The sequence below is a fragment of the Kitasatospora sp. NPDC094028 genome, assembly GCF_049543595.1.
Taxonomy (GTDB): domain Bacteria; phylum Actinomycetota; class Actinomycetes; order Streptomycetales; family Streptomycetaceae; genus Kitasatospora.
The window spans coordinates 163,828-187,941 of sequence record NZ_JBMVFA010000012.1; the positions used below are offsets into that span (position 1 = coordinate 163,828).

Annotated in this window: 22 protein-coding genes; 11 read left to right on the forward strand and 11 right to left on the reverse strand. The window is 75.4% G+C overall.

The genetic code is table 11. The features are described 5' to 3' along the window. The first annotated feature begins 208 nt into the window (after nt 1-208). Nucleotides 209-925: a flavodoxin family protein gene (locus ACPC54_RS20340; protein ID WP_498966489.1), complete on the forward strand. Its 717-nt coding sequence runs from the start codon at nt 209-211 to the stop codon at nt 923-925. A 161-nt stretch (nt 926-1,086) separates the two neighbouring features. Here the strand turns inward: ACPC54_RS20340 and ACPC54_RS20345 are convergent, their stop codons facing one another. The 3 genes from ACPC54_RS20345 to ACPC54_RS20355 form a co-directional block, all read right to left on the reverse strand. Further along, nucleotides 1,087-2,448, reverse strand: coding sequence for a DUF1254 domain-containing protein (locus ACPC54_RS20345; protein WP_498966491.1), 1,362 nt, complete (start codon nt 2,446-2,448; stop codon nt 1,087-1,089). 226 nt (nt 2,449-2,674) lie between these two features. Then, nucleotides 2,675-3,067, reverse strand: a complete 393-nt coding sequence (locus ACPC54_RS20350; protein WP_498966492.1) for a nuclear transport factor 2 family protein — start codon at nt 3,065-3,067, stop codon at nt 2,675-2,677. 12 nt (nt 3,068-3,079) lie between these two features. Beyond that, a complete protein-coding gene (locus ACPC54_RS20355; RefSeq protein WP_498966493.1) occupies nt 3,080-4,276 on the reverse strand; it encodes an MFS transporter in 1,197 nt (398 codons plus the stop codon). 102 nt (nt 4,277-4,378) lie between these two features. Here ACPC54_RS20355 and ACPC54_RS20360 point away from each other — a divergent pair, with 102 nt between their 5' ends. Then, complete coding sequence (locus ACPC54_RS20360) at nt 4,379-4,942, forward strand: TetR/AcrR family transcriptional regulator (RefSeq protein ID WP_498966495.1); 564 nt, start codon at nt 4,379-4,381, stop codon at nt 4,940-4,942. Nucleotides 4,943-5,023: 81 nt separating this feature from the next. Here the strand turns inward: ACPC54_RS20360 and ACPC54_RS20365 are convergent, their stop codons facing one another. Both ACPC54_RS20365 and ACPC54_RS20370 read right to left on the reverse strand, forming a co-directional pair. Further along, a complete protein-coding gene (locus ACPC54_RS20365; RefSeq protein WP_498966563.1) occupies nt 5,024-5,686 on the reverse strand; it encodes a response regulator transcription factor in 663 nt (220 codons plus the stop codon). Beyond that, nucleotides 5,686-6,903, reverse strand: a complete 1,218-nt coding sequence (locus tag ACPC54_RS20370; protein ID WP_498966496.1) for a sensor histidine kinase — start codon at nt 6,901-6,903, stop codon at nt 5,686-5,688. Before ACPC54_RS20370 ends, ACPC54_RS20365 begins: the two co-directional genes overlap by 1 nt. 250 nt (nt 6,904-7,153) lie before the next feature. On the opposite strand from ACPC54_RS20370, the gene ACPC54_RS20375 reads away from it, so the two are divergent. The 3 genes from ACPC54_RS20375 (at nt 7,154) to ACPC54_RS20385 (ending at nt 9,822) form a co-directional block, all read left to right on the forward strand. Next, complete coding sequence (locus ACPC54_RS20375) at nt 7,154-8,146, forward strand: ABC transporter ATP-binding protein (RefSeq protein WP_498966565.1); 993 nt, start codon at nt 7,154-7,156, stop codon at nt 8,144-8,146. After that, nucleotides 8,143-8,919 (forward strand): ABC transporter permease, encoded by a 777-nt coding sequence (locus tag ACPC54_RS20380; RefSeq protein ID WP_498966497.1) that lies wholly within the window; start codon nt 8,143-8,145, stop codon nt 8,917-8,919. Before ACPC54_RS20375 ends, ACPC54_RS20380 begins: the two co-directional genes overlap by 4 nt. Before the next feature lie 156 nt (nt 8,920-9,075). Then, on the forward strand, nt 9,076-9,822 hold the full coding sequence (locus ACPC54_RS20385) for a hypothetical protein (RefSeq protein ID WP_498966498.1): 747 nt from the start codon (nt 9,076-9,078) through the stop codon (nt 9,820-9,822). 60 nt (nt 9,823-9,882) lie between these two features. On the opposite strand, the gene pcp is transcribed toward ACPC54_RS20385, so the two are convergent. From pcp to ACPC54_RS20400, 3 genes are read right to left on the reverse strand one after another with little or no spacing between them, the layout of a single operon-like run. Then, entirely contained in the window at nt 9,883-10,524 is a 642-nt protein-coding gene (gene pcp / locus ACPC54_RS20390; RefSeq protein ID WP_498966499.1) for a pyroglutamyl-peptidase I, read from the reverse strand. A 58-nt stretch (nt 10,525-10,582) separates the two neighbouring features. Then, nucleotides 10,583-11,551: a DUF979 domain-containing protein gene (locus ACPC54_RS20395; protein WP_498966500.1), complete on the reverse strand. Its 969-nt coding sequence runs from the start codon at nt 11,549-11,551 to the stop codon at nt 10,583-10,585. Further along, nucleotides 11,548-12,279 carry a DUF969 domain-containing protein gene (locus tag ACPC54_RS20400; protein ID WP_498966501.1) on the reverse strand — a complete coding sequence of 244 codons (732 nt, stop codon included), beginning with the start codon at nt 12,277-12,279 and terminating at the stop codon, nt 11,548-11,550. Before ACPC54_RS20400 ends, ACPC54_RS20395 begins: the two co-directional genes overlap by 4 nt. 193 nt (nt 12,280-12,472) lie before the next feature. Between ACPC54_RS20400 and ACPC54_RS20405 the strand changes: the two genes are divergently transcribed. Genes ACPC54_RS20405 through ACPC54_RS20415 form a run of 3 tightly spaced genes read left to right on the forward strand, consistent with a single transcriptional unit; the run spans nt 12,473 to nt 14,824 of the window. After that, a complete protein-coding gene (locus ACPC54_RS20405; protein WP_498966503.1) occupies nt 12,473-13,216 on the forward strand; it encodes a GntR family transcriptional regulator in 744 nt (247 codons plus the stop codon). Nucleotides 13,217-13,268: 52 nt separating this feature from the next. Next, nucleotides 13,269-13,886: a 5-oxoprolinase subunit B family protein gene (locus ACPC54_RS20410; RefSeq protein WP_498966504.1), complete on the forward strand. Its 618-nt coding sequence runs from the start codon at nt 13,269-13,271 to the stop codon at nt 13,884-13,886. A 26-nt stretch (nt 13,887-13,912) separates the two neighbouring features. Continuing rightward, nucleotides 13,913-14,824: a 5-oxoprolinase subunit C family protein gene (locus ACPC54_RS20415; RefSeq protein WP_498966505.1), complete on the forward strand. Its 912-nt coding sequence runs from the start codon at nt 13,913-13,915 to the stop codon at nt 14,822-14,824. A gap of 153 nt (nt 14,825-14,977) precedes the next feature. On the opposite strand, the gene ACPC54_RS20420 is transcribed toward ACPC54_RS20415, so the two are convergent. Next, a complete protein-coding gene (locus ACPC54_RS20420; RefSeq protein ID WP_498966507.1) occupies nt 14,978-16,714 on the reverse strand; it encodes an amidase in 1,737 nt (578 codons plus the stop codon). A gap of 152 nt (nt 16,715-16,866) precedes the next feature. Here ACPC54_RS20420 and ACPC54_RS20425 point away from each other — a divergent pair, with 152 nt between their 5' ends. After that, a complete protein-coding gene (locus ACPC54_RS20425; protein WP_498966509.1) occupies nt 16,867-17,868 on the forward strand; it encodes a LacI family DNA-binding transcriptional regulator in 1,002 nt (333 codons plus the stop codon). A 63-nt stretch (nt 17,869-17,931) separates the two neighbouring features. Here ACPC54_RS20425 and tsaD read toward each other — a convergent pair whose 3' ends face one another. Then, entirely contained in the window at nt 17,932-19,023 is a 1,092-nt protein-coding gene (gene tsaD / locus ACPC54_RS20430; protein WP_498966567.1) for a tRNA (adenosine(37)-N6)-threonylcarbamoyltransferase complex transferase subunit TsaD, read from the reverse strand. 355 nt (nt 19,024-19,378) lie between these two features. On the opposite strand from tsaD, the gene ACPC54_RS20435 reads away from it, so the two are divergent. Beyond that, nucleotides 19,379-20,320, forward strand: coding sequence for a JmjC domain-containing protein (locus ACPC54_RS20435; protein ID WP_498966510.1), 942 nt, complete (start codon nt 19,379-19,381; stop codon nt 20,318-20,320). Between the two features lie 124 nt (nt 20,321-20,444). On the opposite strand, the gene ACPC54_RS20440 is transcribed toward ACPC54_RS20435, so the two are convergent. After that, the gene (locus ACPC54_RS20440; protein ID WP_498966512.1) at nt 20,445-20,576 is read right to left on the reverse strand and encodes a hypothetical protein; all 132 of its coding nucleotides are present in this window, start codon (nt 20,574-20,576) and stop codon (nt 20,445-20,447) included. Nucleotides 20,577-20,806: 230 nt separating this feature from the next. Here ACPC54_RS20440 and ACPC54_RS20445 point away from each other — a divergent pair, with 230 nt between their 5' ends. Further along, nucleotides 20,807-24,100: a lantibiotic dehydratase gene (locus tag ACPC54_RS20445; protein WP_498966514.1), complete on the forward strand. Its 3,294-nt coding sequence runs from the start codon at nt 20,807-20,809 to the stop codon at nt 24,098-24,100. Nucleotides 24,101-24,114: the final 14 nt, after the last annotated feature.

The following is a 24,114-nucleotide window of genomic DNA, read 5'->3' on the forward strand; positions in this document are numbered from 1 at the left end:
GGGGACCGTGAACGGGCCCCGGGCCGGCCCCATCGCCGGCCCGGGGCATCAACCCGCACGATGCCCGTCCCGGCGGCCACCCACCGGCGGACCCCGGACCCGACCGGCCCAGCCCGGCGCGCGCCCGCGCGGCGGGGCTGGTGAGCTGGGCGGGGAGCGCCCCGGGGCCCGTCCGGCCGGCCTCCCGCACCCCACGACGGAGGACCCCGTGCCGGACCCGACCACCTCCTACGCCGACCTGCGCGCCCTGGTGATCAACTGCACCCTCAAGCGCTCCCCGGAACGCAGCCACACCCAGGGCCTGATCGACGTCAGCACCCGCATCCTGGAGCGCCAGAGCGTCGAGGTCGAGGTCCTGCGCGCGGTCGACATCGACATCGCGACCGGCGTCTGGCCGGACATGACCGAGCACGGCTGGGAGACCGACGAGTGGCCGGTCATCTACTCGAAGGTGATGGCGGCCGACATCCTGACGCTCGCGGGCCCGATCTGGCTCGGGGACAACTCCTCCGTCATGAAGAAGGTCGTCGAGCGGCTCTACGCCTGCTCGTCCATCCTCAACTCCGCGGGACAGTACGCGTATTACGGCCGCGTCGGCGGCTGTCTGATCACGGGCAACGAGGACGGCGCGAAGCACTGCGCGATGAACGTGCTCTACAGCCTCCAGCACCTCGGTTACACGATCCCGCCGCAGGCGGACGCGGGCTGGGTCGGCGAGGCGGGCCCCGGGCCGTCGTACCTCGACCCGGGGTCGGGTGGTCCGGAGAACGACTTCACCAACCGGAACGCGACGTTCATGACGTGGAACCAGCTCCACCTGGCCCGGATGCTGAAGGACGCCGGCGGCATCCCGGCGTACGGCAACCAGCGCTCCGAGTGGGACGCCGGGTGCCGCTTCGACTTCGAGAACCCGGAGCACCGCTGAGGGTTCGGGTGGCGGCTCCGAGGGTCGGTTCCGGGTGGACGCGGGGACGGGGACGGGGAAGGGGGCGACTCCGACGATCGGCGTTCGACCGTGAGAAGACGGGCGATGCCGACCAGGGCCCGCCGCCGGAGTGCCGGCGGCGGGCCCTGATCCGCGGTCTGTCAGGCGGATTCGAGCGGCGGCGGCCAGCTCGCGGGGATGTCGGCCAGGCGCGGTGCGTAGAGGCGCAGGGTGACGGAGAAGTTGCCGCTGGTGGGGATGGGGAGCCAGTTGGCGGTCTGCAGGTCGGTGTCGGTGGGGGGTTCGGCCTGGATGTACAGGGTGGTCGCGTCGGTGGCCGGGTCCGTGGCGGGGGTGAGGTAGTGGCCGATGGCGTAGATGTCGGCGGGGTTGGCGACCAGGAAGCTGGCGGAGTCGTAGGCGGTCAGCGACCAGAACGCGTTGACGGGCGGCAGCTGGCCGGCGGGGAAGGTGAGGGTGTAGCGCAGCGGTTGTCCGGTGCTGTCGGTCGCGGTCGCGGTGATGCTGGGGTAGAGGGCGTTCTCGGGGAGGTTGGCACCGAGGCCGATCGCGGTGATGTAGGCGCGCTGGAGGTAGTGCGTGCCGTAGTAGCCGATGTCGGTCCTGGTGAAGGTCCAGCCGTTGACCGGCTCGGACGCCTGGTGGTTCCTGATGGCGTCGAGGCCCCGGAGCCTGGCCGCCTCCAACTGCTCGGCGGAGGGGAGCTTGTCGGCGTCGTACGGGTGGAGGCCCAGCTCGGCGAGGAGGGCGGACATCGCGCGGTCCGGAGGGTTGAGCGGCGTGTGGGGGAGCAGGGCGGCGAGTTCGGTGAAGAACTCGGGGCCGGGCATGTCGTTGACCAGCTCGGAGGGCGGCGTGTCGGGGATGTCGGGGTCGTAGACGCCGTCCGGGGGGAGGTAGCTGCCGTTGTCGGGCCAGGCGCTGATCGGCAGCAGCCGCATCAGATTCTGGTAGCCGGTGACGGTCTGGATCTCCTCTTCGCTGGTGTTGTGGATCTCCGTGCGGCCGATCAGCCAGATCGAGTCGGTGGGCATCTCCAGCCGGTGGACGCCGGCGGGCAGTTCGCCCTCCCAGCCGGGGCCGGTCAGCGCGTAGGAGTAGACCTCGGCGCCGGTGGCCGGGTCGGTGGCCGGGGTGGTGAGCGGTTCGAGGCTGGTGGGGTTGCCGACGACGTTGGTCCACATGTCCAGGATTTCCATGAGCCAGTAGCGGCCCTGGTCCATCACCGGCACTTCGAGCACCATCGGCCCGGCCGCGAGGTCGATCCAGCCCTGGGTGTAGAGCGTGTCCACGTTGGGTCGGACGACGTCCTTCATCGCCGGGGTGGGCGGTGCGTTGTAGTGGAGGAGCTGGTTCGTCGGTGCCTGCGTGGTGCCCACCTTGACGGTGTTCGTCTGCAGTCGGCGGGTGGCCTCCATGGTGACCAGCGGGTACCCGAAGACGTACGCCTCCGTCGCCTTGCCCGGGTCCTTCGCGGCGTGTTCGGGCGTCGTTGCCGTCATGCCATCGTCCCTTCGGCGGGGTTGGGGGAGCAGACGTTACCGTCTGTTTCCGGGGCGTCACAGATCCGGTTCAAGTCAAACGTGGAGGTGTTTTGCAATTGGAGTAGTCCACTCCCGGTGCTGATCAAGGAAGTTGACGATCCGTCAGGACGTATGTGGAGTGCTGATGATGAACGTGACGGGGCCCGCCTGCCGGGAGGGGGCGGGCGGGGTGCAAGCGTCGTGATCAGTCGGCGAGTTGGGAGCGGAAGACGGCGCTGTTGAAGTACGCCGTGGCCGTCCGGATCAATCCCGTCTCCTCGTCGAGCTCGTAGATGTTGATGCCGGACCAGTTGACGGGTCGGCCGTTCAGCGCCACGGCCGCGCCCCGCCAGGAGACGGCGACGTGACGGCCGACGGTGTGCGCCTCGACGGGAGTGAGGCCCAGGAAGGGCTGGAAGTTCGGCAGCACCGAGGCGATGAACTCGCGGATCGCGGCGCGGCCGGTGATCGGGGGCGTGCCGATGGGGTCGTGGAAGACCCCGGCTTCGGCGAAGGCGGCGGCCCAGGTGTCGGCGTCGCCCTCCTGGGAGGCGCGGAAGAACTGCAGGACGGCGGCGGGCATGGCGGGGAAGGTCATCGGAGGTGCTCCTCACTGGGGTGCGGGCAGGGGTGTACGAACGAGGTGGACGGCGAGCGCGCAGGCGGCGGCGAGGGCGACGAGGGCGCACACGCCGGGCCAGCCGAACTGTGCGTAGGCGCGTACGCCGAGCCATGAGCCGGCGCTGCCGCCGAGGAACGAGCAGGTCATGTAGGCGGTGTTGAGCCGGCTGCGGGCCTCCGGCCGGAGCGCGAAGATGCGGGCCTGGTTGGCGACTTGGCTGCACTGGACGGCCACGTCCAGCAGGAGCAGGCCCACCGCGAGGGCCGCCAGGCCGAGCATGCCGCCTGCTGCCCCGGCGGCGAGGACGGCCGAGGCGCCCAGGACGGCCGCCAGGCACCAGGTGTTGACCCGGTCCGGGCCGTCCCGGTCGACGCGGCGGCCCGCGGCGGGGGCGCCGAGCATGCTGGCGGCGCCGATCAGGGCGAGGACGCCGACCGCCTGGGCGTCCATCCGGTAGTGCGGGCCGGTGAGCAGGAGGGCGATCGCCGTCCAGGTGGCGCTGAATCCGGCGAAGAGGGTGGCCTGGTAGAAGGCGGAGCGGCGCAGGGCCGGCTCGGTGTGCAGGAGGCGCAGGGTGTCGGCGAGCAGGGAACGGTAGCGGGCGCGGGTGACGGTCGGGACGGCGGGCAGGGTCAGGCCGAGGACGAGGGCGAGCAGGCCGGTGAGTACGGCGGCGACCAGGTAGGGGGCGCGCCAGCCGAGGTGTTCGCCGAGGACGCCGCCGAAGGTGCGGGCCAGCAGGATGCCGCCGATCAGGCCGCCCTGGAGGGTGCCGATGACGGAGCCGCGCCGCTCGGGGGCGACCAGGCCCGCGGCCAGGGGTAGCAGCAGTTGGGGCACGACGGTGGCCACGCCCACCACGGCGCCGGCGGCGACGAGGGCGGGCACGGTCGGGGCGAGCCCGGCGGCCAGCAGTGCGGCGCCCGTCGTGGCGAGCAGGGTGGTGATCAGCGGGCGGCGGGGCAGTCGGTCGCCGAGCGGGACGAGCAGGAAGATCCCTGCTGCGTAACCGAGTTGGGTGAGGGTGGCGACACCGGCGGCGGCTCCCGGGGTGATCGCGAAAGCGTGGGCGATGAGCGGGCTGAGGGCCTGGGGGAAGTAGACGTTGGCCACGCTGACGCCGCAGGCCAGGGCCATCAGCAGCGGCAGCTTTCCGGCAACGGGGGTGGAATCGGGTCGGGACATCGAACGCTCCAACCGAACGAACTAGATGGTTCGGAATGACGGGACAGAGACTGGCAGACCGTTGCCCGTCCGTCAAACGAACTGGTTCGTTACCATGGCCCCATGGCGTACGACTCCACAGCGACCAAAGAGCGCATCCTCACCGCGGCGGCCTCCGAGTTCGCCGCCCACGGCGTCGCCGGTGCCCGGGTGGACCGCATCGCCGCCGCCGCCCAGGCCAACAAGCGGGCGATCTACGACTACTTCGGAGACAAGGGCGGCCTCTTCTCCGCCGTCCTCGAACGCCTCATGACCGACCTCGCCGACGCCGTCCCTCCCGGTGACGACGACCTGTCCGCCTATGCCGAGCGCCTGTTCGACTACCACCGTGCCCACCCCGAGGCCCTGCGGCTGCTCCTGTGGGAGGCCCTCGAACTCGGCGACCAGCCCGTTCCCGGCGAGGAGGCCCGCGCGCGCCACTACGAGGACAAGCTCCGGACGGTGCAGGCCGGTGGCGGCGACGAGGACGCGCGCGCCCGGCTGTTCCTCACCCTCGGCCTGGTCGGCTGGAGCCTCGCCATGCCCCAGGTGCGCCGCATGATCCTCGGCCCGGACGAGGACCTCGACCGCCTGCGCACCGACATCTCCCGGGCCGTCCGCGCACTCCCCGGGCAGCCCGCCGGCTGAGTCCCTCCGAGTCGGTGCGGAGATCGGTGCGGAGATCCGGTGCGGAGATCCGGAGCAGGGATCCGGTGCGGAGATCCGGCGTTACTCCGGGGACGGCTCGACGAAGCCGGACTCGTACGCGGCGATCACCGCCTGGGTGCGGTCCCGCGCGCCGAGTTTCGCCAGCACGCTGCTCACGTGGGTCTTCACCGTCTGCACGCCGAGGAACAGTCGCTCGGCGATCTCGGCGTTGGTCAGGCCGCCGGCGACCAGGCGCAGCACCTCGGCCTCGCGCTCCGTCAGTGCCGCCCGGGCCATGGCGTCGCGGGCGGCCGGGTTGCCCCGTCCGGCGGCGAGGCGGCGGAGCGCGGCCGGGAAGAGCAGCGTCTCGCCGGCCGCGACGAGCCGGACCGCGTGGGCGAGTTCGGCCGGGCGGGCGCGCTTCAGCAGGAAGCCGTCTGCGCCCGCGCGCAGCGCCTGGTAGACGTAGTCGTCGTTCTCGAAGGTGGTGACGACCAGGACCTTGGGGCACTGCTCGCCGGGCGGGCCGGGCCGGACGAGTTCGCGGGTCGCCGCCAGCCCGTCCAGGACCGGCATCCGGACGTCCATCAGCACGACGTGCGGGCGCAGCGCACGGGCCAGGGCGATGGCCTCGGCGCCGTCCGCGGCCTCGCCGACGACCCGCAGGTCGCCCTGTGCCTCCAGGACGGCCCGCAGTCCGGCGCGGACCAGTTCCTCGTCGTCGGCGAGCAGAATGTCGATCATCACGCGCCCAAGCGTAGGGGCATCCGCACGGCCAGCACCCACGTGCCGGACTCGGGGCCGGCCGTGGCCTCGCCGCCGAGCAGCGCGGCGCGCTCGCGGATGCCGCGAAGTCCCTTGCCGCCCTTGCGCCGCGCCGTGCCGCCGGGGCGGGGCGAGGTGCCGGCGGCCGGGGTGGGGTTGGTGCAGCGGAGCTCCAACTGCCCTTCCCGGACGGCGATCCGGACGCTGATCGGCTCGCCGGGCGCGTACTTGAGCGCGTTGGTGACGCCCTCCTGGACGATCCGGTAGGACTCCCGGGAGAGCACGCCGGGCAGTCTGCCGGCCGGCACGTCGATCGACGCCCGGACGGGGCTGCCGGCCCCGCGCACGGTGTCGAGGAAGGCGGGCAGTTGCTCGATGCCGGGGCGCTCGGTGGCCGCGCCGTCGTTCGTCTCGTCGAGCAGGGCGAGGGTGCGTTCGAGGTCGTCCATGGCCTGCCGGCCGGTCTCCTCGATGACTTCGAGCGCCCTGGCGACGAACGCCCCGTCTCCGACCTCGCGCGCCGCGCCGGCCTGAATGACCGTCACCGTCAGCGCGTGGCCGATGGAGTCGTGCAGCTCGCGGGCCAACCGGTTGCGTTCCAGCAGGCGTTCGGCGCGCAGTTCGGCCTCGGCCAGCCGCTCGGCCGGGGACGGGCCCAGCAGCCGTACGGCCATGGCGAGTTGGAGGCGCCCTGCGCAGACCATCAGCCAGCCGTAGCCGAGGATCAGCAGGGGAACCGCCGGCAGGTACCAGAACGGCACGTCCGGGGAGGCGGGTCGGATGCCGGCCAGGTCGCGTGCGGGGCCGGCCAGCAGCCGGTAGCAGGCGGTGAGCGTGAGCACCGACACGCACCCGACCGCCGAACCGAGCGCGACCCGCCCGATCAACCAGGCCGCCGTACGCCGCCGTTCGGCCCAGGTGCGGGCGGGCTCGGCGGCGATGTCCTCCTCCCGGTCGGGCACCAGCAGCAGGCGCGCCTGGATGCCCTCGGCCCGCCGGGCGGCGGGCAGCAGGGCGATCAGCGCGAGCAGCGCGGCGTCCACCGGGATGCTCGCCGCCAGGATCTCGGTGAGGCTCCGGTGGTACGTCCCGGGGTAGATCATCAGCACGACGCCCGCGAAGACCCACCCGATCAGCAGGTGCAGCCAACGGGCGTACGTGGCACCGGCCAGCAGTGGCGCGAGGATTCGGGGCATCCGGCCATCCTGCCAGGTCGGCGGCGGTCCGGTCGTCCCCCTGCGGCCGCCGGTCGGCTCCCTCCCGGGAGGGAGGCCGGCCCCCTCCGCGGCGGGATCCGCGGGAGCGGCCCGCTCCGGTCGAATGGGGTGGTCGGCGGGGGAGACCCGTCGCCGGCGCGGTCGGTGGGGGAGACCCGTCGCCGGCGCGGTCGGTGGAGGACACCTGTCGCCACCGGAGGAGGACGGACGAGTGGAGGGCGGTACGGCCGTGATCGAGATCCAGGGCCTCACCAAGGAGTACGGCGGGATGCGGGTGGTCGACGACCTCTCCTTCGAGGTCCGGCCCGGGGTGGTGACCGGTTTCCTCGGCCCGAACGGCGCGGGCAAGAGCACCACCATGCGCCTGCTCCTCGGGCTGGACCGGCCCACCGCCGGACGCGCCCTGGTCGACGGCCGCCCGTACGTCGAACTGGCCGAGCCGCTGCGGCGGGTCGGCGCGCTGCTGGACGCCCAGGCCCTGCACGGCGGCCGGACCGCCCGCGGCCACCTGCGCTGGCTCGCCGCGAGCAACGGCCTCCCGGAGCGCCGGGTGGACGAGGTGCTCGCGCAGGTCGGCCTGGCCGACGCGGCCGGCCGGCGGATCCGCGGCTTCTCGCTCGGCATGCGCCAGCGCCTCGGCGTCGCCGCCGCACTGCTCGGCGACCCGCCGACGCTGCTGCTCGACGAGCCGGTGAACGGCCTCGACCCCGAGGGCATCCGCTGGATCCGCGCCCTGCTGCGCGACCTGGCCGCCGAGGGGCGGGCGGTGCTGGTCTCCTCCCATCTGATGACCGAAATGGCCCTCACCGCCGACCACTTGGTGGTCATCGGGCGCGGCCGGCTGCTCGCGGACTCCGCGACCACCGACTTCATCGAACGCCACGGCCGCACCCGGATCCGGGTGCGCGCGGTGGACCCGACGAAGCTGGCCGCCCTGCTCGGCGGCGACGACGCCCCGCGCGCACTGGGCGAACCGGGCGAACTGGGCGAACTGGGTGCACTGGGTGCACTGGGCGACGGAGCCGGCGGACCGGTCACCGCGGAACCGGTGGCGGACGGCGCCTGGGAGGTGACCGGCGCCGCAGCGGAGCGGATCGCCGCGCTCGCGGCCGCGCACGGCGTGGTGCTGTACGAGATCGCCGTCCAACAGGACTCCCTCGAAGAGGCGTTCATGCGGATGACCGCCGACAGCGTCGAGTACCGGGCGCAGGTGCGGGCGTGAACGCACCTCACGACGTCACCGCCGGTCCGGCCGCCTTGCGCGGTTTCGCCCGCGCCCTGCGCGCCGAGCGGATCAAGCTGACCACCCTGCGCCCGCTCTGGCTCCCGCCGGTGCTGGCCCTGCTGCTGACCGCCGGCGTCACCGGCGCGGTCGGCGCCGTCCTCGGCGGCGCCGAGCACAGCCTCGTGGACGACCCCGGGGTCGGCGTCTTCTACGGCCTCAACTTCGGCCAGGCCGCGCTCGCCTGCTTCGGGATCCTGCTGGTCGGCGGGGAGTTCAACACCCGGATGATCGACGTCTCCCGCATCGCCGTCCCCCGGCCCGGGCGGCTGTACGCAGCCAAGCTGGCCCTCGGCGCGCTGATCGCCCTCGGCGTCGGCGCGGCCGGCACGGCGGGCGCCTTCGCCGGGTACGCGGCCACCGTCCCGGGGGACTGGGACGGCGCCCCGTTCGCCCGCAGCGCCACCGCCGGGGTGCTGTACCCCGTGCTGCTGGTGGTGTTCTGCCTCGGGGTGACGACGATGCTGGGCAACCTCACCGCCGCCCTGGGCCTGCTGGTCCCGACCGTCTTCCTGCTCTCGCCGCTGCTCGGCGGCGTTCCCGGGGCGCGGCAGGTGGTGCAGTTCCTGCCGGACCGGGCCGGGCAGTACGCGCTCCGCTACGCCGACGACCCGCAGGTCGCGTACGGGCACTGGACGGGCCTACTGATCACGGCGCTCTGGACGGCCGCGGCGGCGTACGGCGGCCTTCGGGCGATGCGGCGTGCGAGCTGACCTGCCCGCCGCCCCCGTCCGAACCCGCCGCCCCCGTCCGAACCCGTCACCCCGTCCGAACCCGTCCCCCGTCCGAACCCGTCCCCCGTCCGGGCCCGTCCCCCGTCCGGGCCCGTCACCCCGCACCGCCCGCGAACCCAGCGAAGCGAGGACCCGATGACCATGGCATCCGCCCTGCGCGCCGAACGGCTCAAGTTCACCACCCTGCCCTCCCAGTGGACGGCCCCGCTGGTCGCGCTGGTGCTGAGCGTCGGCATCACCGCCGCCGTCGGCGCCGCCGCGGGCCACGGCGGGACGTCCGGCAAGGACCCGGCCGACACCCTCTACTTCGGCCTCAACTTCGGCGACGTGGCCGTCGCCTGCCTCGGGATCCTGCTGATCGGGCAGGAGTTCAACACCGGGATGATCGACGTCTCGCTGACCGCCGTCCCCCGCCGCGAGCGCCTGTACGGCGCCAAGCTCGCGCTGGGCGCCGCCCTGGGGCTGCTCCTCGGGCTGGTCTCGACCACCCTGTCGTTCCTCGCCGTCGCCGTGACCACCGGTCTGGACCTCGACACCCCGGGCCTGACCCGCGGCCTCGTCGCGGGCGTGCTCTACCACCCGCTGATGGTGGTGCTGTGCCTCGGCCTGACCGCCGTGCTGGGCAACTTCACCGCCGCACTCGGTCTGCTCGCCCCCATGGTGTTCCTGGGCACCACCTGGCTGGCCGCGATCCCCGGCGTGCGCGAGGCCGGCCAGTTCCTGCCCGACCGGGCCGGCCGCTACGCCCTGCGCACCCGGGCCGAGGCCGGCATCCACTACGGGCACTGGACCGGTCTGCTGATCATGGCGCTCTGGACGGCCGCGGCGGCGTACGGCGGCCTGCGGAGGATGCGCCGCCACGGGACGGCCTCGTTCCGGTAGGGCCCGGGCGCGCGGCCGGGTCGCCCTCCCGGGGCCCCGGCGTGGCCGGGTCTCGGCGGGTCAGTGGACGGTCCCCAGCGGCGTGCGCAGGTCGGTGGGGCGGGTGGCGGCGGTGAGCAGGGCACGCAGGGCGTCCGCGGCCGTGGCGGCGGGGAGGGAGGGCTGGGCCCGGTCGAGGACCTGGTCGGGCAGGGCGGGCACGTGGACGAAGCCGCCCCGGGTGGTGGGGCGTTCGGTGGCGAGCAGGTGCATCAGGGCGTAGAAGACGTGGTTGCAGACGAAGGTTCCGGCGCTGTGGGAGAGCGAGGACGGCAGGCCGGCCGTCCGGACGGCGGCCACGCACGCCTTGACGGGGAGGGTGGCGAAGTAGGCGGCGGGGCCGCCGGGGACGACGGGCCGGTCGATGGGCTGTCGGCCCGCGTTGTCCGGGATGCGGGCGTCGTCGATGTTGACGGCGATGCGCTCGACGCTGATGTCGGGGCGGCCGGTCGCCTGGCCGAGGCAGACCACCACGTCGGGGTCGCTGCCGTGTACGGCCGTGCGCAGTTCGTCGGCCGCCCGCTCGAAGACGCAGCTCAGCCGGACGGGGGTGACCGTCATCCCCTCGGGCGGGCGGCCGGCGACGAGGCGGGCGACCTCCCAGGACGGGTTGAGGGCGGCGCCGTCGAACGGTTCGAAGCCGGTGAGCAGGACCCGGGTCATGGGCGGGTGGGGCCTTTCTGGCGCGGTGGCGGGGCTGTGGTCGTCGGGGAGCGGGCGGTCAGAAGGCGAACAGCGACATGATCGCCATGTTGCACACCAACAGGGCGCCGGCAGTGGGCAGTTGGGCTTTGATCGGCCCGTACTGGTCCTTGAGTTCGAGCAGGGTGGCCGGGACCAGGTTGAAGTTGGCGGCCATCGGGGTGACGAGGGTGCCGCAGAAGCCGGCCAGCATGCCCACGGCCAGGACGACCGCCGGATCGCCGTGCAGCTGGGTGATCAGGACGGGCCAGCCGATGGCGGCGGTCATGACGGGGAAGGCGGCGAACGCGTTGCCCATGATCACGGTGAACAGGGCCATGCCGAGGCAGTAGAGCGCCACCGCCGCGTACGTGCTGCCGTCGGGCAGGAAGTGGGTGGTGATCCTGCCGACCTGGGTGCCGACCCCGGCGGCCTGGAAGATCGAGCCGAGCACGGCGAGGAGCTGGGGCAGCAGCAGCGCCCAGCCCACGGCCTCCACCAGGGTGCGGCCGGAGTGCAGGGCGACGACGGGGTTGCGCTCGCGGGTGAGGGCGAGGCCGACGGCCAGGGCGACGAGCGTGCCGATGCCGAGCCCGAGCAGCGCCTCGCCGCCGGACTGGAGCAGCGGGCCGCCGCCGAGGTGCACGCCCTTGAGGAGGGTGGCGCAGATCAGCGCGACCAGCGGCAGGGTGAGCGCGGGGATGAACAGCCGGCTGCCGAGACGGGCGGCGGAGGCGGCCCGTTGCTCGGGGGTGGTGGTCCTGGGCGTGCCCAGGCCGGTGAAGCCGAGGCCGCCCAGGCAGATCATGGCCAGGACGGCCGCGCCCAGGGGTGCGGCGGGCGCGCTCTTGTCGGCGACCCGGGTGCCGTAGACGAAGCTCGCGCCGAACAGGCCCCAGAAGGCGGCGCTGCCGAACCGCTTGGGGTTGTCGCGGTCGGCCGCCATCTGCACGGCCATCGCGAGGAAGACGGCGCCGAGGAGCCAGTACAGCCATTCGACCTTGATCACTTGCTGTCCTCCGCGGTGAGGGCGCCGGCGGGGCGGGGGGTGGTGGGGGTGCCGGAAGCGGTGCGCAGGTCCCGGGCGAGGGTGGTGTCCAGCCGCAGCAGGCGCAGGCCGTGGACGAGGGTGGCGCAGACCGCGGTGGGGATGGCCCACAGGGCGAGCTGCACCGGCTCCAGGGCGGTGTGGTAGGTCGCGTTGACGAAGCCGGTGATCAGGAGGATCGAGCCGACCGCGAGGAAGCAGTCCTCGCCGAAGAACAGGCCGACGTTGTCGGCGCTGGCGGCGAAGGAGCGCAGGCGTTCGCGGGCCTTGCCGGTCAGGGCGCCGTGCCGGCGTTCGGCGGCGGCCTCCGCCATCGGCGCGATCATCGGCCGCACCGCCTGGGGGTGTCCGCCGAGCGCGGTGAGCCCGAGGGCGGCGGCGAGCTGGCGGACCACCAGGTAGCAGGCGAGCAGGCGGCCGGCGCTGACCTTCGCGAGCCGGTTCATCAGGGTGCGGGCCTGGTTCTGCAGGCCGTGGCGCTCCAGGAGGCCGATGACCGGGAGGGTGACGGCGAAGACGGTCACCGAACGGCTGGAGGCGAAGCCCGTCCCGAACGCCTCCAGGACCTTCATCGGGCTCATCCCGCCCAGCAGGCCGGTGACGACGCCGGCGGCGCCGACGACGAGGAGCGGATTTCGCCGGGTGGCGAATCCGGCCACCACGATGAGGATGCCGACAAGAACGATCATGTTCCTGGTCGCCTTTCGGAGGGGTCCGCGCCGTGTACGGGGCTCTCGGCGGCACCGCACGACGCAGGAGGCCCGGCCCGGTGGGGCCGCGACCTCGCGGGGGTTGCCGCGAGGCTAGGGGATTGTGGAACAATCCGACAAGAGTCAGGGCAGGATTGCGTTCTGACAGAACGCGAGGCGGCAGGAGGCAGGCTTGACCGGGGTTTTCGACGCACTCGCGGCCGACCGGAGCCGGCTCGAACGCGCCAGCGCCGCCCAGCGGGTGGCCGAGGTGCTGCGCGAGCACATCACCGAGGGCCGGCTCGTCCCCGGGACGCGCCTGTCGGAGGAAGCGCTGGGCGATGCGCTCGCGGTGTCGCGCAACACGCTCCGCGAGGCGTTCCGGCAGCTGGCCGACCAGCGCCTGGTCGTCCACGAGCTCAACCGCGGGGTGTTCGTCCGGGTCCTCGAACCGGCGGACGTCGTCGACATCTACACCCTGCGCCTGGCCCTGGAGATGGCCGGCGTACGCGCGCTGCGCAGCGCGGCACCGGAACGCCTGGCCGCGGTGCGGGCCGCGCTCGTCCGGGCGGAGGCCGCCGAGCAGCTGGGCGACTGGGCCGCGGTCGGCACCGCCGACCTGCACTTCCACCGGGCCGTCGCCGGGCTGGCCGGCAGCGGGCGGATCGACGAGTGCATGGCGCGGCTGATGGCCGAACTGCGCCTGGCCTTCGCCGCCGTCCGCTCCGCCCGCGCGTTCCACGAGCCGTTCCTGCGCCGCAACCAGGCGCTCGCCGGGTTGCTGGAGTCCGGCGAGATCGACGACGCAGAAGTCGAGTTGACCGGGTACCTGGACGACGCGCGGGCCGTGATCGTGCGCGCCATGGCGGAGCGCGGGCAGGCCCCGGGCGCCGGGGACGTCCCCGGCGCCGGGCACTTCCCGGGAGACGCGCCGTGACGGGCGGCCGGGCGGCGCCGCGAGCGGCCGGGGCGCGCGCCGGGGCCCCCGCATGAGAGTGCTGAGAGTCGGCCCGCACGCCCTGCTGGTCGAACTCGCCGACGCCGACCGCACCGCCGCCCTCCACGCCGAACTCCTGCGCAGACGCGCGGCGTTCGCCCTGCCGCCGGTGGACGAGATCGTCCCGGCCGAACGGACCGTGCTGATCGACGGGGTGGCGGACCCGGGCGCCCTGGCCGCCGAACTGGCCACCTGGCGCGTGCCGCCCGCCCCGGAACGGGCCGGCCCGGTGGTGACCGTCCCGGTCCGCTACGACGGCGCGGACCTGGCGGAGGTCGCCGCGCTCTGGGGCGTCGCGCGGGACGCCGTCGCACGCATCCACTCCGCGACCGAATTCCGCGTCGGCTTCAGCGGGTTCGCCCCCGGCTTCGGCTACCTCACCGGCCTCGCCGAGCGGTACCACGTGCCACGGCGGGCGGTGCCCCGCAGCGCCGTCCCGGCCGGCTCGGTGGCGCTGGCCGGCCCGTACACCGGTGTCTACCCGCGCTCGTCCCCGGGCGGCTGGCAGCTGATCGGCCGCACCGGGGCCGCACTGTGGGACGCCGGGCGCGAGCCCGCCGCCCTGTTCGCCCCCGGGGCGCGGGTGCGGTTCGTCATCGAGGACGCATGACCGGGGCAGACGCGAGGGGAACGGACGTGGAGAGAAGACGTGAGGACGTGACCGGGGAGACCGCGACCGGGGAGACCGCGACCGTCACGGTCGTCGGCGCGGGCCTGCTGACGACCGTCCAGGACCTCGGCCGGCCGGGCCACGCCCACCTGGGCGTGCCACGCTCCGGCGCGCTCGACCGGCCGGCCCACCGGCTGGCGAACCGGCTGGTCGGCAACCCCGCCGGGGCGGCCGCCCTGGAGACCACGGTGCTCGGCTGCGCGGTGCGGGTGCACCGGCCGGTGACGGTGGCCGTGACCGGGGCGCCCTGCGCCGTACGGGTCGACGGCCGGCCCGCCGCCTGGGGTGCCCCGGTCCGGCTGCCCGCCGGGGCGCGGCTCGACGTCGGCCCCGCGACCCGGGGGGTCCGCAGCTACCTCGCCTTCGCGGGCGGGATCGCCACCGCCCCGGTCCTCGGCAGCCGTTCGACCGACCTGCTCTCCGGCCTGGGCCCCGCGCCGCTGTCCGCCGGGGACGACCTGCCGCTCGGTGCCCCGGTCGGCCAGCCGGCCGGGGCGGACGTGCTGCCCTGGGCGGCCCCGCCCGCCGGGCTGGTCCTGCCGCTCCTGCTCGGCCCGCGCGACGACTGGTTCACCGCCGGGGCCCTCGGCGCCCTCGCGCGCGCCGTCTACCACGTCTCGACGACCAGCAACCGGATCGGCCTGCGCCTGGACGGACCGCCGCTGGCGCGCGCCCGGGAGGGCGAACTGCCCAGTGAGGGCATGGTCCTGGGCGCGGTCCAGGTGCCGCCGGACGGCCGCCCGGTGGTGTTCCTCGCGGACCACCCGACCACCGGCGGCTACCCCGTCGTCGGCGTGGTCCCCGCCGCGGCCCTCCCGGCGGCCGCCCAGGCCGCCCCCGGGATCCCGGTCCGCTTCGCCCCCGCCCGACTGCGCTGACGGCCCCACCTGGGAGGCCGCCGCCCAGCCCGGCCCCCGGCCCGGCCCCCGGCCCGGCCCCCGGCCCTGACGGGCACCGAACTTCCGTGTGTCGCCGAGCAGGTAGGGGCCGGCGCGCGGCACCGCGGGGGCGGTGCCGCGCGCCGGTCGTCGTCACTCCGCCGGGAGCCGGGGCGTGCGGGGCGGCACCGTGCGCCGACTGCCCGTCGCCTCGAAGGCCGCGGCGAGGGTGAGCAGGGCGTTGTCGTCGTAGGCGCGGCCCGCGAAGGTCAGGCCGACCGGCATGCCGGTGTCCGTCATGGTGCCCATGGGGACGGTCACCGTCGGGATGCCGAGGTGACGGGGCACCAGATTGCCGTTGGCGACCCAGACGCCGTTGCGCCAGCCGAGGTCGGCGGAGGCCTCGTTGACGTCCATGTCGGCCGGGGCGACGTCGGCGGCCGTGGGGAAGACCACGGCGTGCAGGCCGAGTTCGTCCATCCAGTCCTCCAGGTCGATCCGGCGGGTCTCCTCCAGCCCGCGCAGTCCCTGTTCCAGGTGCGGCATGTCGGTGAAGGACGCGTACGGGCGCTCGCGCACGAAGCGCGGGTAGTCGCCGATCGAGTCCTCGAACCCGGCGTAGCGGCCGGGGAGTTCACCCTCGTGCGGGGGCCAGATGCGGTCGCCGTCGACCTCGGCCAGGGTGTCGAGCCGCGGGTCGCCGTTGGCCCGCAGGAAGTCGTCCCAGGCCCAGGCGGACAGGTCCTCGATCTCGACGGTGAGGAAGTCCCGGCCGACCAGCCCCCGGGTGAGCAGGGAGGGCGCGCCGGGGCGGTCGGACTCGTAGTTCGTCACGACGGGGAAGTCGACCTCGACCACCTCGGCGCCGGCCGCCTCCAGGTCGCGGCGCGCGGCCTCCCACAGGTCGATCACCGAGGGCCGGGTGTCGATCCGCTCGCCGGTCTGGCCGCCGATGCCGCCCTCGGGGTTGGTGCCGGCGTCGGGGTCGGCGTTGATGTACATCCTGGGGACGCCGACGCGCCGGCCGGCGAGCGCGGCGCGGGCCGCCGCCGGGTCGGCGGGCGCGAGCGCCGGGTAGGAGGCGGGGCGGACCCGGGAGGCGGCGGGCAGCGGCACCCACGGCTGGGCGCGCCACAGGTCGCCGCGGGTGTCCGGGTCGTCGGCCACCACGACGTCGAGCAGTTCGAGCAGGTCGGCCATGGTGCGGGTGTGCGGGACCACGACGTCCATGGTCGGTACGAGCGGCCAGTTGCCGCGTACCGAGATCACGCCGCGGCTGGGCGTGTAGGCGCACAGGGCGTTGTTGGAGGCGGGCGCCCGGCCCGAGGACCAGGTCTCCTCGCCGAGGCCGAACGCGCCGAAGGACGCCGCCGTCGCGGTGCCCGAGCCGTTGGACGAACCGGAGCCGTAGGCGCTGGTGAGCCAGTCGGCGCTGTACGGGCTCTCCGCGCGGCCGTACAGGCCGCGCTGCATGCCGCCGTTCGCCATCGGCGGCATGTTGGTGAGGCCGATGAGGACGGCCCCGCCGGCGCGCAGCCGCTCGATGGCGAAGGCGTCGCGCTGGGCGACGAGGTGCTCGAAGGCCGGCGAACCGGCGGCGGCGGTGAGCCCCTTGGCGAGGTAGCTGTCCTTGGCCGTGTAGGGGATGCCGTCCAGCGGGCCGAGCGTCTCGCCGCGCGCGCGGCGGGCGTCGGAGGCCTCGGCCTCGGCACGGGCGTCCGGGTTCATCACGACCAGCGCGTTGAGCGCGGTGGCGGTGCCGGGCCGGTCGTAGGCGTCGATCCGGGCGAGGTAGGCGTCGAGCAGTTCGACCGCGGTGGTCGCGCCCTGTTCCAGTGCCGCGCGGAGGTCGGCGATTCCGGTCTCCACGACATCGAATCCGCGGGTCATGGGGGTGTCTCCCAGGTGCTCGGCTCGGACGGGCGCAGCCCTTGCTGGAACGTTCCAGCGCGGCGCATCGTAGACACTGCTGGAACGTTCCAGCAAGGGAGAGCGAACCGGCGGGGGAGCGCGTGGCGGGGCTGCGTCTAGACTTCCGGGCTGTGACCAGCCGCTCCGTGACCCTGATCGACGTGGCCCGGGCGGCCGGCGTGTCCAAGAGCACCGCCTCCAACGCGCTCGGCGGATCCGGCCGGGTCTCCGGGGCCACCCGCACGCACGTCCAGGAGGTGGCCCGCCGCCTCGGCTACCGGCCGAACACCGCGGCGCGCAGCCTGCGCCGGGCCGGCACCGGAGCGATCGGACTGCACCTGCCGCGCACCGCGACGCGCCTGGACTACTACATGAACCTGGCGTTCGGCGCGGTCGAGCGGGCCCGGGAGGACGGGCTGGACCTCGTCCTGCTCGCACCCGGCACGGCGGCCGGCGGCGGGCTCGCCGCCCGGGTGGACGGTCTGCTGGTGATCGACCCCGAGGTCGAGGACCCGGAGGTCCCCGACCTGCTGGGCGCGGGCGTCCCGGTGGTCACGGGCGAGCGCTACCTCGGCGGCGGCGCCGCGCCGAGCGGCGCGGTGGTGTGCGACAACGCCGCCTCGCTGGTCGCCCTGCTGGACCACCTCGCGGAGCACGGAGCCCGCCGCCCGGCGCTGCTCGTGCCCGGGCCGGGCTCGGACTGGGCCGCGGCGCTGCGGGCGGCCGCCGGCGACTGGAGCCGGCGCGAGGGGGTCGGGGTGGCCGTGCGGACCGTCCCGTTCGCCGCCACGCCGGCCGAGGCCGAGGCCGCCACCGCCGAACTGATCGGCGGGGCCGTCGCCGCGGACGCGGTGGTGTGCGCCCCGGACGGCGCCGTTCCCGGCGTGCTCGCGGCCGCGGCCCGGGCGGGCCGGCGGGTCGGGGCGGACCTGCTGGTGGCGGCCTGTGTCGACGGAGCCGCGGCGCGCGGCTCGGGCCCCCGGGTCACCGCGGTCGACCTGCGGCCGGCGGAGTACGGGCGCGCGTGCGCGGCCCTGCTCAGCGATCTGCTGGCGGGAACGGCCGAGCCCGGAACCGTGCGGCGGCACGACTGGGCACTGGAGGTCCGGGAGTCCACGGCCGGCCGGGCCTGAGACCGGTCCGGGAGTCCGCGGCCGTCCGGGTCCGAGGCCGGTCCGGGCGGACCGCGACGGCCGTCACCCGGCGCGGGCCGCGGCGAGCGGGGTGAGGGCGGCGTACTCCAGCGGCGCGGAGGGGTCGACGGCGAGGTCCATCGGGGCGGGTGCGGCGCCGGAGCGGACCAGCAGGTCGCCGATGGCGGCGATCATGGCGCCGTTGTCGGTGCACAGCCGCAGCGCGGGAACGCGCAGGGCGATGCCGGCGGCCGCGCAGCGCTGCTCGGTGAGGGCCCGGACGCGGGAGTTGGCGGCGACCCCGCCGACCACGACGAGGGTGTCGATGCCGTGGTCGGTGCAGGCGCGGACGGCCTTGCGGGTGAGCGTGTCGGCGATGGCCTCCTGGAGGGCGGCGGACGCGTCCGGGACATGCGGTTCGGTGCCGGCGGCGCGCTGGGCCTCGACCCAGCGGGCGGCGGCGGTCTTGAGGCCGGAGAAGGAGAACGCGTACGGCGGGTCGTTCGGTCCGCTGAGCGGGCGGGGGAGGCGGACGGCGGCCGGGTCGCCGTCGCGGGCGGCGCGGTCGATCGCGGGGCCGCCGGGGTAGGGCAGGCGCAGGATCCTGGCGACCTTGTCGAAGCACTCGCCGGCGGCGTCGTCCAGCGTGTCGCCGAGGTGGACGATCGGGTCCCGGGCGAGGTCGCGCACCAGCAGCAGGGAGGTGTGGCCGCCGGAGACGATCAGCACCACGCAGGGGTTCGGCAGCGGCCCGCCGTCCAGCGCAGCCGCGGCGACGTGCCCGGCGAGGTGGTGGACCCCGTGGAGCGGGACGCCGAGGGAGAAGGCGTAGCCCTTGGCGGCCGCCACGCCGACCTGCAGGGCCCCGGACAGGCCCGGGCCGGCGGTCACGGCGACGGCGCCGATGTCGGCCAGGGCGAGCCCGGCCCGGTCCAGGGCCTCCCGGACGACGGGAGCCACCGCGTGGACGTGGGCGCGGGCGGCGATCTCGGGGACGACTCCGCCGTAGCGGGCGTGCTCGTCCATGGACGACGCGACGGCGTGCCCCAGCAGCACGCCGTCGCGCACCAGACCGGCCCCGGTCTCGTCGCAGGACGACTCGATCCCCAGCACCACCGGCGATCCGGTCATCGGCCACAGCTCCTTGTTGCTCATCATCTGCAGTTGCATCATATCCGCAACAAGGGGTGCGGCCGGGCGTCCGCGCGACGGCTCCGGTCGGGCCCGGCGCCGGCCTGCGGCCGGGTGTGATCTATCCCACGGTCGCCGGATTCCGCCCCCGGCGGCCCCGCCGCGACCCCGGCGCGGAGCGCGGTGGGAGGGGCGGATGCCCGGTCGGCCTGGGGGATCGTGGGGTCGGGCGGGTGTGCGGCCGGGTGCGCCAAGCTGGCCGGTTCCCGATCCGGCGGCGGACCTGGTTCAACCGCTCCCCCTCGTTCATCCGTTCGTCATGGGACGGTCGGCCACTCGTGAGCCGCCGGATGCGATCTCGGACGAGAGGGGACGGGCGATGGGGCGAGTACTGGCCGAGCTGGTGGGGGACGCGGATGCCTTCGCCGAGGCACTGGAGAACCGCAGGCCACAGGTGTTCCGCACCGCCGGGTGGCCCGCCGGGCTGCCCCGGCCGGGCGAGCTGGACGCCGTCCTGCGCGGCGGACTGCTGCGGGTGCCGTACGTGGAGATGGTGCAGGGCGGCGAGGTGGTGGCGCCCGAGCGCTTCTGCACCGCCCGCACGGTCGCCGGGCGACGCGAGGAGGGCTGGGCCGACCCCGGGCGGATCGCCGCCCTGCTGGCCGAGGGGGCCACCCTGCTGCTGCCGCAACTGGACCAGTGGCACGCCCCGGTACGGGAGTTGGCCACCGACATCGCCCACCATCTGGGCCGCCGCACCGAGGCGTTCTGCTTCGCGACGGGCGCTGGCCGGCGCGGCCTGGACGTGCACCGCGACGACGCGGACGTGCTGGTCGTCCAGCTCGCGGGGGAGAAGGAGTGGACGGTCCACGCGGCGCCCGCGGACGGGCGTTGGCGCCCGGGGCTCGCCCCCGAGCCGGGACCGGTGGCGTTGCACACGGTGCTCGCGCCGGGCGAGGTGCTGTACGTGCCGCGCGGCGCGCCGCACGCGGCGACGGGGCGTCAGGGGCTGTCGGTGCACCTCTCGTTCACCGTCCGGGAGGTCGGCACCGGACGGCTGCACGCGGCGGTCGGCGAGTTCCTGGCCGCGGGCGCCTCACCCGGAGCCGCGGGCGACGCCGCCGGCGGCCCGGGCGGCGGCGACCTGCCCGAACGTCCCGGCACGGCCGCCGACCTGCTGGCCGCGGCCGCCGAGGTGCTGGACCGCAGCCGTGCCCGCCTGGCCGAACTGACCCCGCAGGAACTGCTGCGCCTCGCGCGGGGGCCGCTCCCCGCTCCGGCGCCGGACGGACCGCCGCTTCCGGGGCCGCTGGGCGGCTGAGCAGGGCGAACGCGAACGGGCGCGGCTGCGCCGGACCGTGTGAACGGTCCGGGCAACCGCGCCCGGTCGTACCCGTACTGCCGCTGGATCAGGCGGATCCGCCCGATCGAACCGGTCGTACCGGTCAGATGCAGTACGGGCGGGTGCAGGACCCGTCGCACGAGATGCTGAACGCGGCTTCCTCCTGCTCGCCGGTCTCGGCGGTGACGAGGTCCTGCACGTCGAGGTCGAACAGCTCCTGCATGTCGGTGGCCATGGGGGCCTCCCTTCGTCGGTGCCGCGACTGGCCGCGGCGGACTGCAGCGGACGTTAGGCACTCGGCGCAGAGCCCGACAATGACCGTGCGCCGATGGATGGACGAATTCAGCCAACTGTTGACGACTTTTGATCGATGATGGACACCTTTCGATCATCGGGATAGAACGACCCGACAAAGCCGCGCGGTGCAGCGGCACGAGGCCGCGAGGCGCGAGGCACGGGGGCACGGTGGGGAAGACGACGCACGCGGCACACCAGGACACGCTCTTCACCGCGACCGGCCCCGTCCTGCTGCGCACACCCGCGCTGGCCCGCCCGCACCGCCACGCGGCCGGGCCGGAGGCCGCCGGGCCCGACACTGCCGGGCCCGAGGCCGCCGGGCTCGTGGCGTACCTCGCCGAGGCCGCCGCCGATCCGGTCCTGTGCGAGGCCATCGAGGTCTCCAGCCCCTCCCTGGCGGACCTGTTGGAGCAGACCGGCTCCATCCCGTCCGCCCCGCGCCCGTCCGCCCCGCGCCCCGCCGCCCTGCGGCGCGCGGCCGAGGCGATCGGCCGCTACCGGCTGCGGATGGCCACCCGCCCCACCCCCTTCGGCCTGATGGCCGCCGTCGCACCGGCCCGCTTCGGCAGCCGGGCCGAGGTCCGCTGGGACGGCGCCGAACGCCGCGCGTTCCGCCCCGACCTCGGCTGGCTCCTCCCGCTCCTGGACCGGCTGCGCACCGAGCCGCAGGTGCTGGCGACCCTGCGGCTGGCCGTCGACCAGCAGGCCGCCCTGCGCGGCGACCGGCTCGTCCTGCCCTACCTGCCCGAGCGGAGCACCACCCCGGCGGGCACCGGGGCCGCCGGCGCCAAGGACCCGGGCGCGCAGCCCGTCAGCGAGCGCACCGTCCGCGCCACCGCCGTCGTCCGCGCCGCCCTCCGGCACGCCGCCCGCCCGGTGCGCCACGCCGACCTGCTCGCCGCGCTGGCCGCCGACTTCCCCGCCGCCCCGGCCGAGGCGATCGCCGCGCTCGTGCGCACCCTGGTCGCCCAGGGCTTCCTGCTCACCGACCTGACACCCCCGCCGGACAGCACCGACCTGCTCGGCCACGTCCTCGACCGGCTGCCGGACGGCCACCCCGTACGCGCCGAACTCGCCACCGTACGCGCCCTGTTGGGCCAGGCATCCGCCCTGCCGCGCGGGCAGGCCGCCGCCGTGCTGCGCGAGGCACGCCGACGGATGACCCGCCTCGTGCCCGCCGACCGCGCGCTGCACGCGGACCTCGCGCTGGACGCCGACGTGGTCCTGCCCGAGCAGGTCCGCACCGAACTGGAGCACACCGCCACCGTCCTGTGGCGGCTCTCCCCGCCGACCACCGCCCCCGAGCACCTGCGCAGTTACCATGCGGAGTTCGTCGAGCGGTACGGCACCGACAGCCCCGTCCCGCTCGCCGAACTGCTCGACCCCGACACCGGCCTCGGCCCGCCCGCCGGCTACCGGCGCCCCGCCGGTGCCCGCGGCGCGGCCAACCCGCAGTCCACCCGCCCCCGCACCGACGCCGACGCGGCCCGCGACCGGGTGCTGGCCGAACTCGCCGCCGGCGCCCTGGCCGACCGCGAACCCGGCGCCCCGCTGCCCGAGGTCGTCCTCGACGACGACCTGCTCGCCCGGCTGCTGCCGTCGCGGGAGGAACCGGGCGGCGCCGCCGACACCCCGCCCGCCTCCCTGGAGCTGTACGCCGAACTCGCCGCCGACTCCCTCGACGCCCTGGACGCCGGACAGTTCCGCCTCGTACTCTCCGCGACCGCCGGCAGCGACCGCGCCGGCGCCACCTTCGGCCGCTTCGCCGCCCACCTCGCCGGTGCCGGCGCGGACGGCGGCGCGCTGCTCGCCGCCGCCGCGGGCAGCACCCCGGGCGCCGCGGCCCCTGACGCCGGTGAAGTCCTCGACGCCCACCTGGAGTTCACCCCCTACCGCCCCCGCCACGCCAACATCGCCCTCACCCCCCGCTGGCTCGGCCACCGCGTCGCCGTCAGCGCCTTCCCCGACCCCGGCGGGCCCACCGCTCTCCCGCTGGACGACCTCGTCGTCCTCGCCGACGCCGAACGCCTCACCGTCCACTCGCGCAGCCTCGGCCGCGAGATCCGCGCCACCGCCCACCACGCGCTCAACCTGCGCACCGGCGCCCCCAACGCCGCCCGCTTCCTCCAGGAGGTCGCCCTCACCGGCCAACGCCCCTGGCAGCCCTGGGACTGGGGCGCCGCCGGCAGCGCCCCCGCCCTGCCCCGCGTCCGACGCGGCCGGGTCGTCCTCGCCCCCGCCAGCTGGCGCCTCACCGCCCCCGTCCCCTCCGCCGACGCCCCGTACGAGCAGTGGGCCGACGGCCTCGGCCGGTGGCGCCGCCGCTGGGGCGTGCCGGCCGCCGTGCGCCTGCTCAGCGGCGACCAGCGGATCAGCCTCGACCTCGACAACCCCTGGCACCGCCGCCTCCTGCACAGCCAGTCCCGCTCCGACCGGCCCACCGTGCTCCAGGAGGACCTCGGCGGCGGCGGTGAGGCCGGAGGCGGGGACGGCGACGGCGGCTGGCTGCGCGGCCCCGGCGGCGCCCGCACCGCCGAACTCGTCGTCCCGCTGCGCCGCACCGCCCGTCCGGCCGACCCGGTTGCCCCCGAGGTGCGCCGGCCACTGCCCGCCCCGCGCCCCCGAACGCCCGAACTCCCCGGCGGACCTTGGCTGTTCGCCCGCCTCGCGGCCACCGAGGCCCGCCACGACGAGATCCTCGCCGACCACCTGCCCCGGCTGCTCGCCGACCTGCCCGGCGACGTGGACCGCTGGTTCTTCATCCGCTACCGCGACCCCGCCCCCCACCTGCGGCTGCGCTTCCACGGCACCCCGTGCGCCCTCGCCGCGGACCTGCTGCCCGCCCTCCACGACTGGGCCCACGACCTGCGCCGCGCCGGCCTCGCCGCCGACCTGCGCCTGGACAGCTACACCCCCGAGACCGACCGCTACGGCGGTCCCGCCGCCCTCGCGCACGCCGAACGCGTCTTCCACGCCGACAGCTCGGTGGCCCTCGCCGCCCTGCGGCTGGCCCGCGCCGCCCGCACCACCCCCGGCGAACTGCTCGCCGCCGTCAACCTCACCGCCACCGCCCGGGCCTTCCTCGCGGCCCGCCCCACCCCGCTGCCGGTCGGCAGCTGGATCGCCGCCACCTACCCCAAATCCGAACAGCACCACCAGGCCTTCCGGGCCCACCGCACCGCGGCCCTGCGTGCCATCGGCCCGGACGGCCCCAGCGCCCCGGCGGGCGGTCTGCTGCCCGCCGACCCCGCCCTCACCGCCGCCTGGCACCAGCGCGCGAGCCGGCTCGCCGACTACGCCGCGCTGCTCGCCCCCGCCGTGGCCGGCCCGGCCCTCGCCTCCCTCCTCCACATGGGCCACAACCGCCTGATCGGCATCGACCGCGAAGCCGAACGCCGCGCCTACGCCCTCGCCCGCGGCAGCCTCGAAGCCCACCGAAGCCGTCCCCCCGCCGCCCGCTGAGCCGCCCGATGGCC

Bases quoted from the DNA above. Each gene is read 5' to 3' on its own strand.
- ACPC54_RS20345 (WP_498966491.1), bottom strand. From the start codon at position 2,448: ATGACGGCAACGACGCCCGAACACGCCGCGAAGGACCCGGGCAAGGCG.
- ACPC54_RS20350 (WP_498966492.1), bottom strand. From the start codon at position 3,067: ATGACCTTCCCCGCCATGCCCGCCGCCGTCCTGCAGTTCTTCCGCGCC.
- ACPC54_RS20355 (WP_498966493.1), bottom strand. From the start codon at position 4,276: ATGTCCCGACCCGATTCCACCCCCGTTGCCGGAAAGCTGCCGCTGCTG.
- ACPC54_RS20360 (WP_498966495.1), top strand. From the start codon at position 4,379: ATGGCGTACGACTCCACAGCGACCAAAGAGCGCATCCTCACCGCGGCG.
- ACPC54_RS20365 (WP_498966563.1), bottom strand. From the start codon at position 5,686: ATGATCGACATTCTGCTCGCCGACGACGAGGAACTGGTCCGCGCCGGA.
- ACPC54_RS20370 (WP_498966496.1), bottom strand. From the start codon at position 6,903: ATGCCCCGAATCCTCGCGCCACTGCTGGCCGGTGCCACGTACGCCCGT.
- ACPC54_RS20385 (WP_498966498.1), top strand. From the start codon at position 9,076: ATGACCATGGCATCCGCCCTGCGCGCCGAACGGCTCAAGTTCACCACC.
- pcp (WP_498966499.1), bottom strand. From the start codon at position 10,524: ATGACCCGGGTCCTGCTCACCGGCTTCGAACCGTTCGACGGCGCCGCC.
- ACPC54_RS20400 (WP_498966501.1), bottom strand. From the start codon at position 12,279: ATGATCGTTCTTGTCGGCATCCTCATCGTGGTGGCCGGATTCGCCACC.
- ACPC54_RS20410 (WP_498966504.1), top strand. From the start codon at position 13,269: ATGAGAGTGCTGAGAGTCGGCCCGCACGCCCTGCTGGTCGAACTCGCC.
- ACPC54_RS20420 (WP_498966507.1), bottom strand. From the start codon at position 16,714: ATGACCCGCGGATTCGATGTCGTGGAGACCGGAATCGCCGACCTCCGC.
- tsaD (WP_498966567.1), bottom strand. From the start codon at position 19,023: ATGAGCAACAAGGAGCTGTGGCCGATGACCGGATCGCCGGTGGTGCTG.
- ACPC54_RS20435 (WP_498966510.1), top strand. From the start codon at position 19,379: ATGGGGCGAGTACTGGCCGAGCTGGTGGGGGACGCGGATGCCTTCGCC.
- ACPC54_RS20440 (WP_498966512.1), bottom strand. From the start codon at position 20,576: ATGGCCACCGACATGCAGGAGCTGTTCGACCTCGACGTGCAGGACCTC.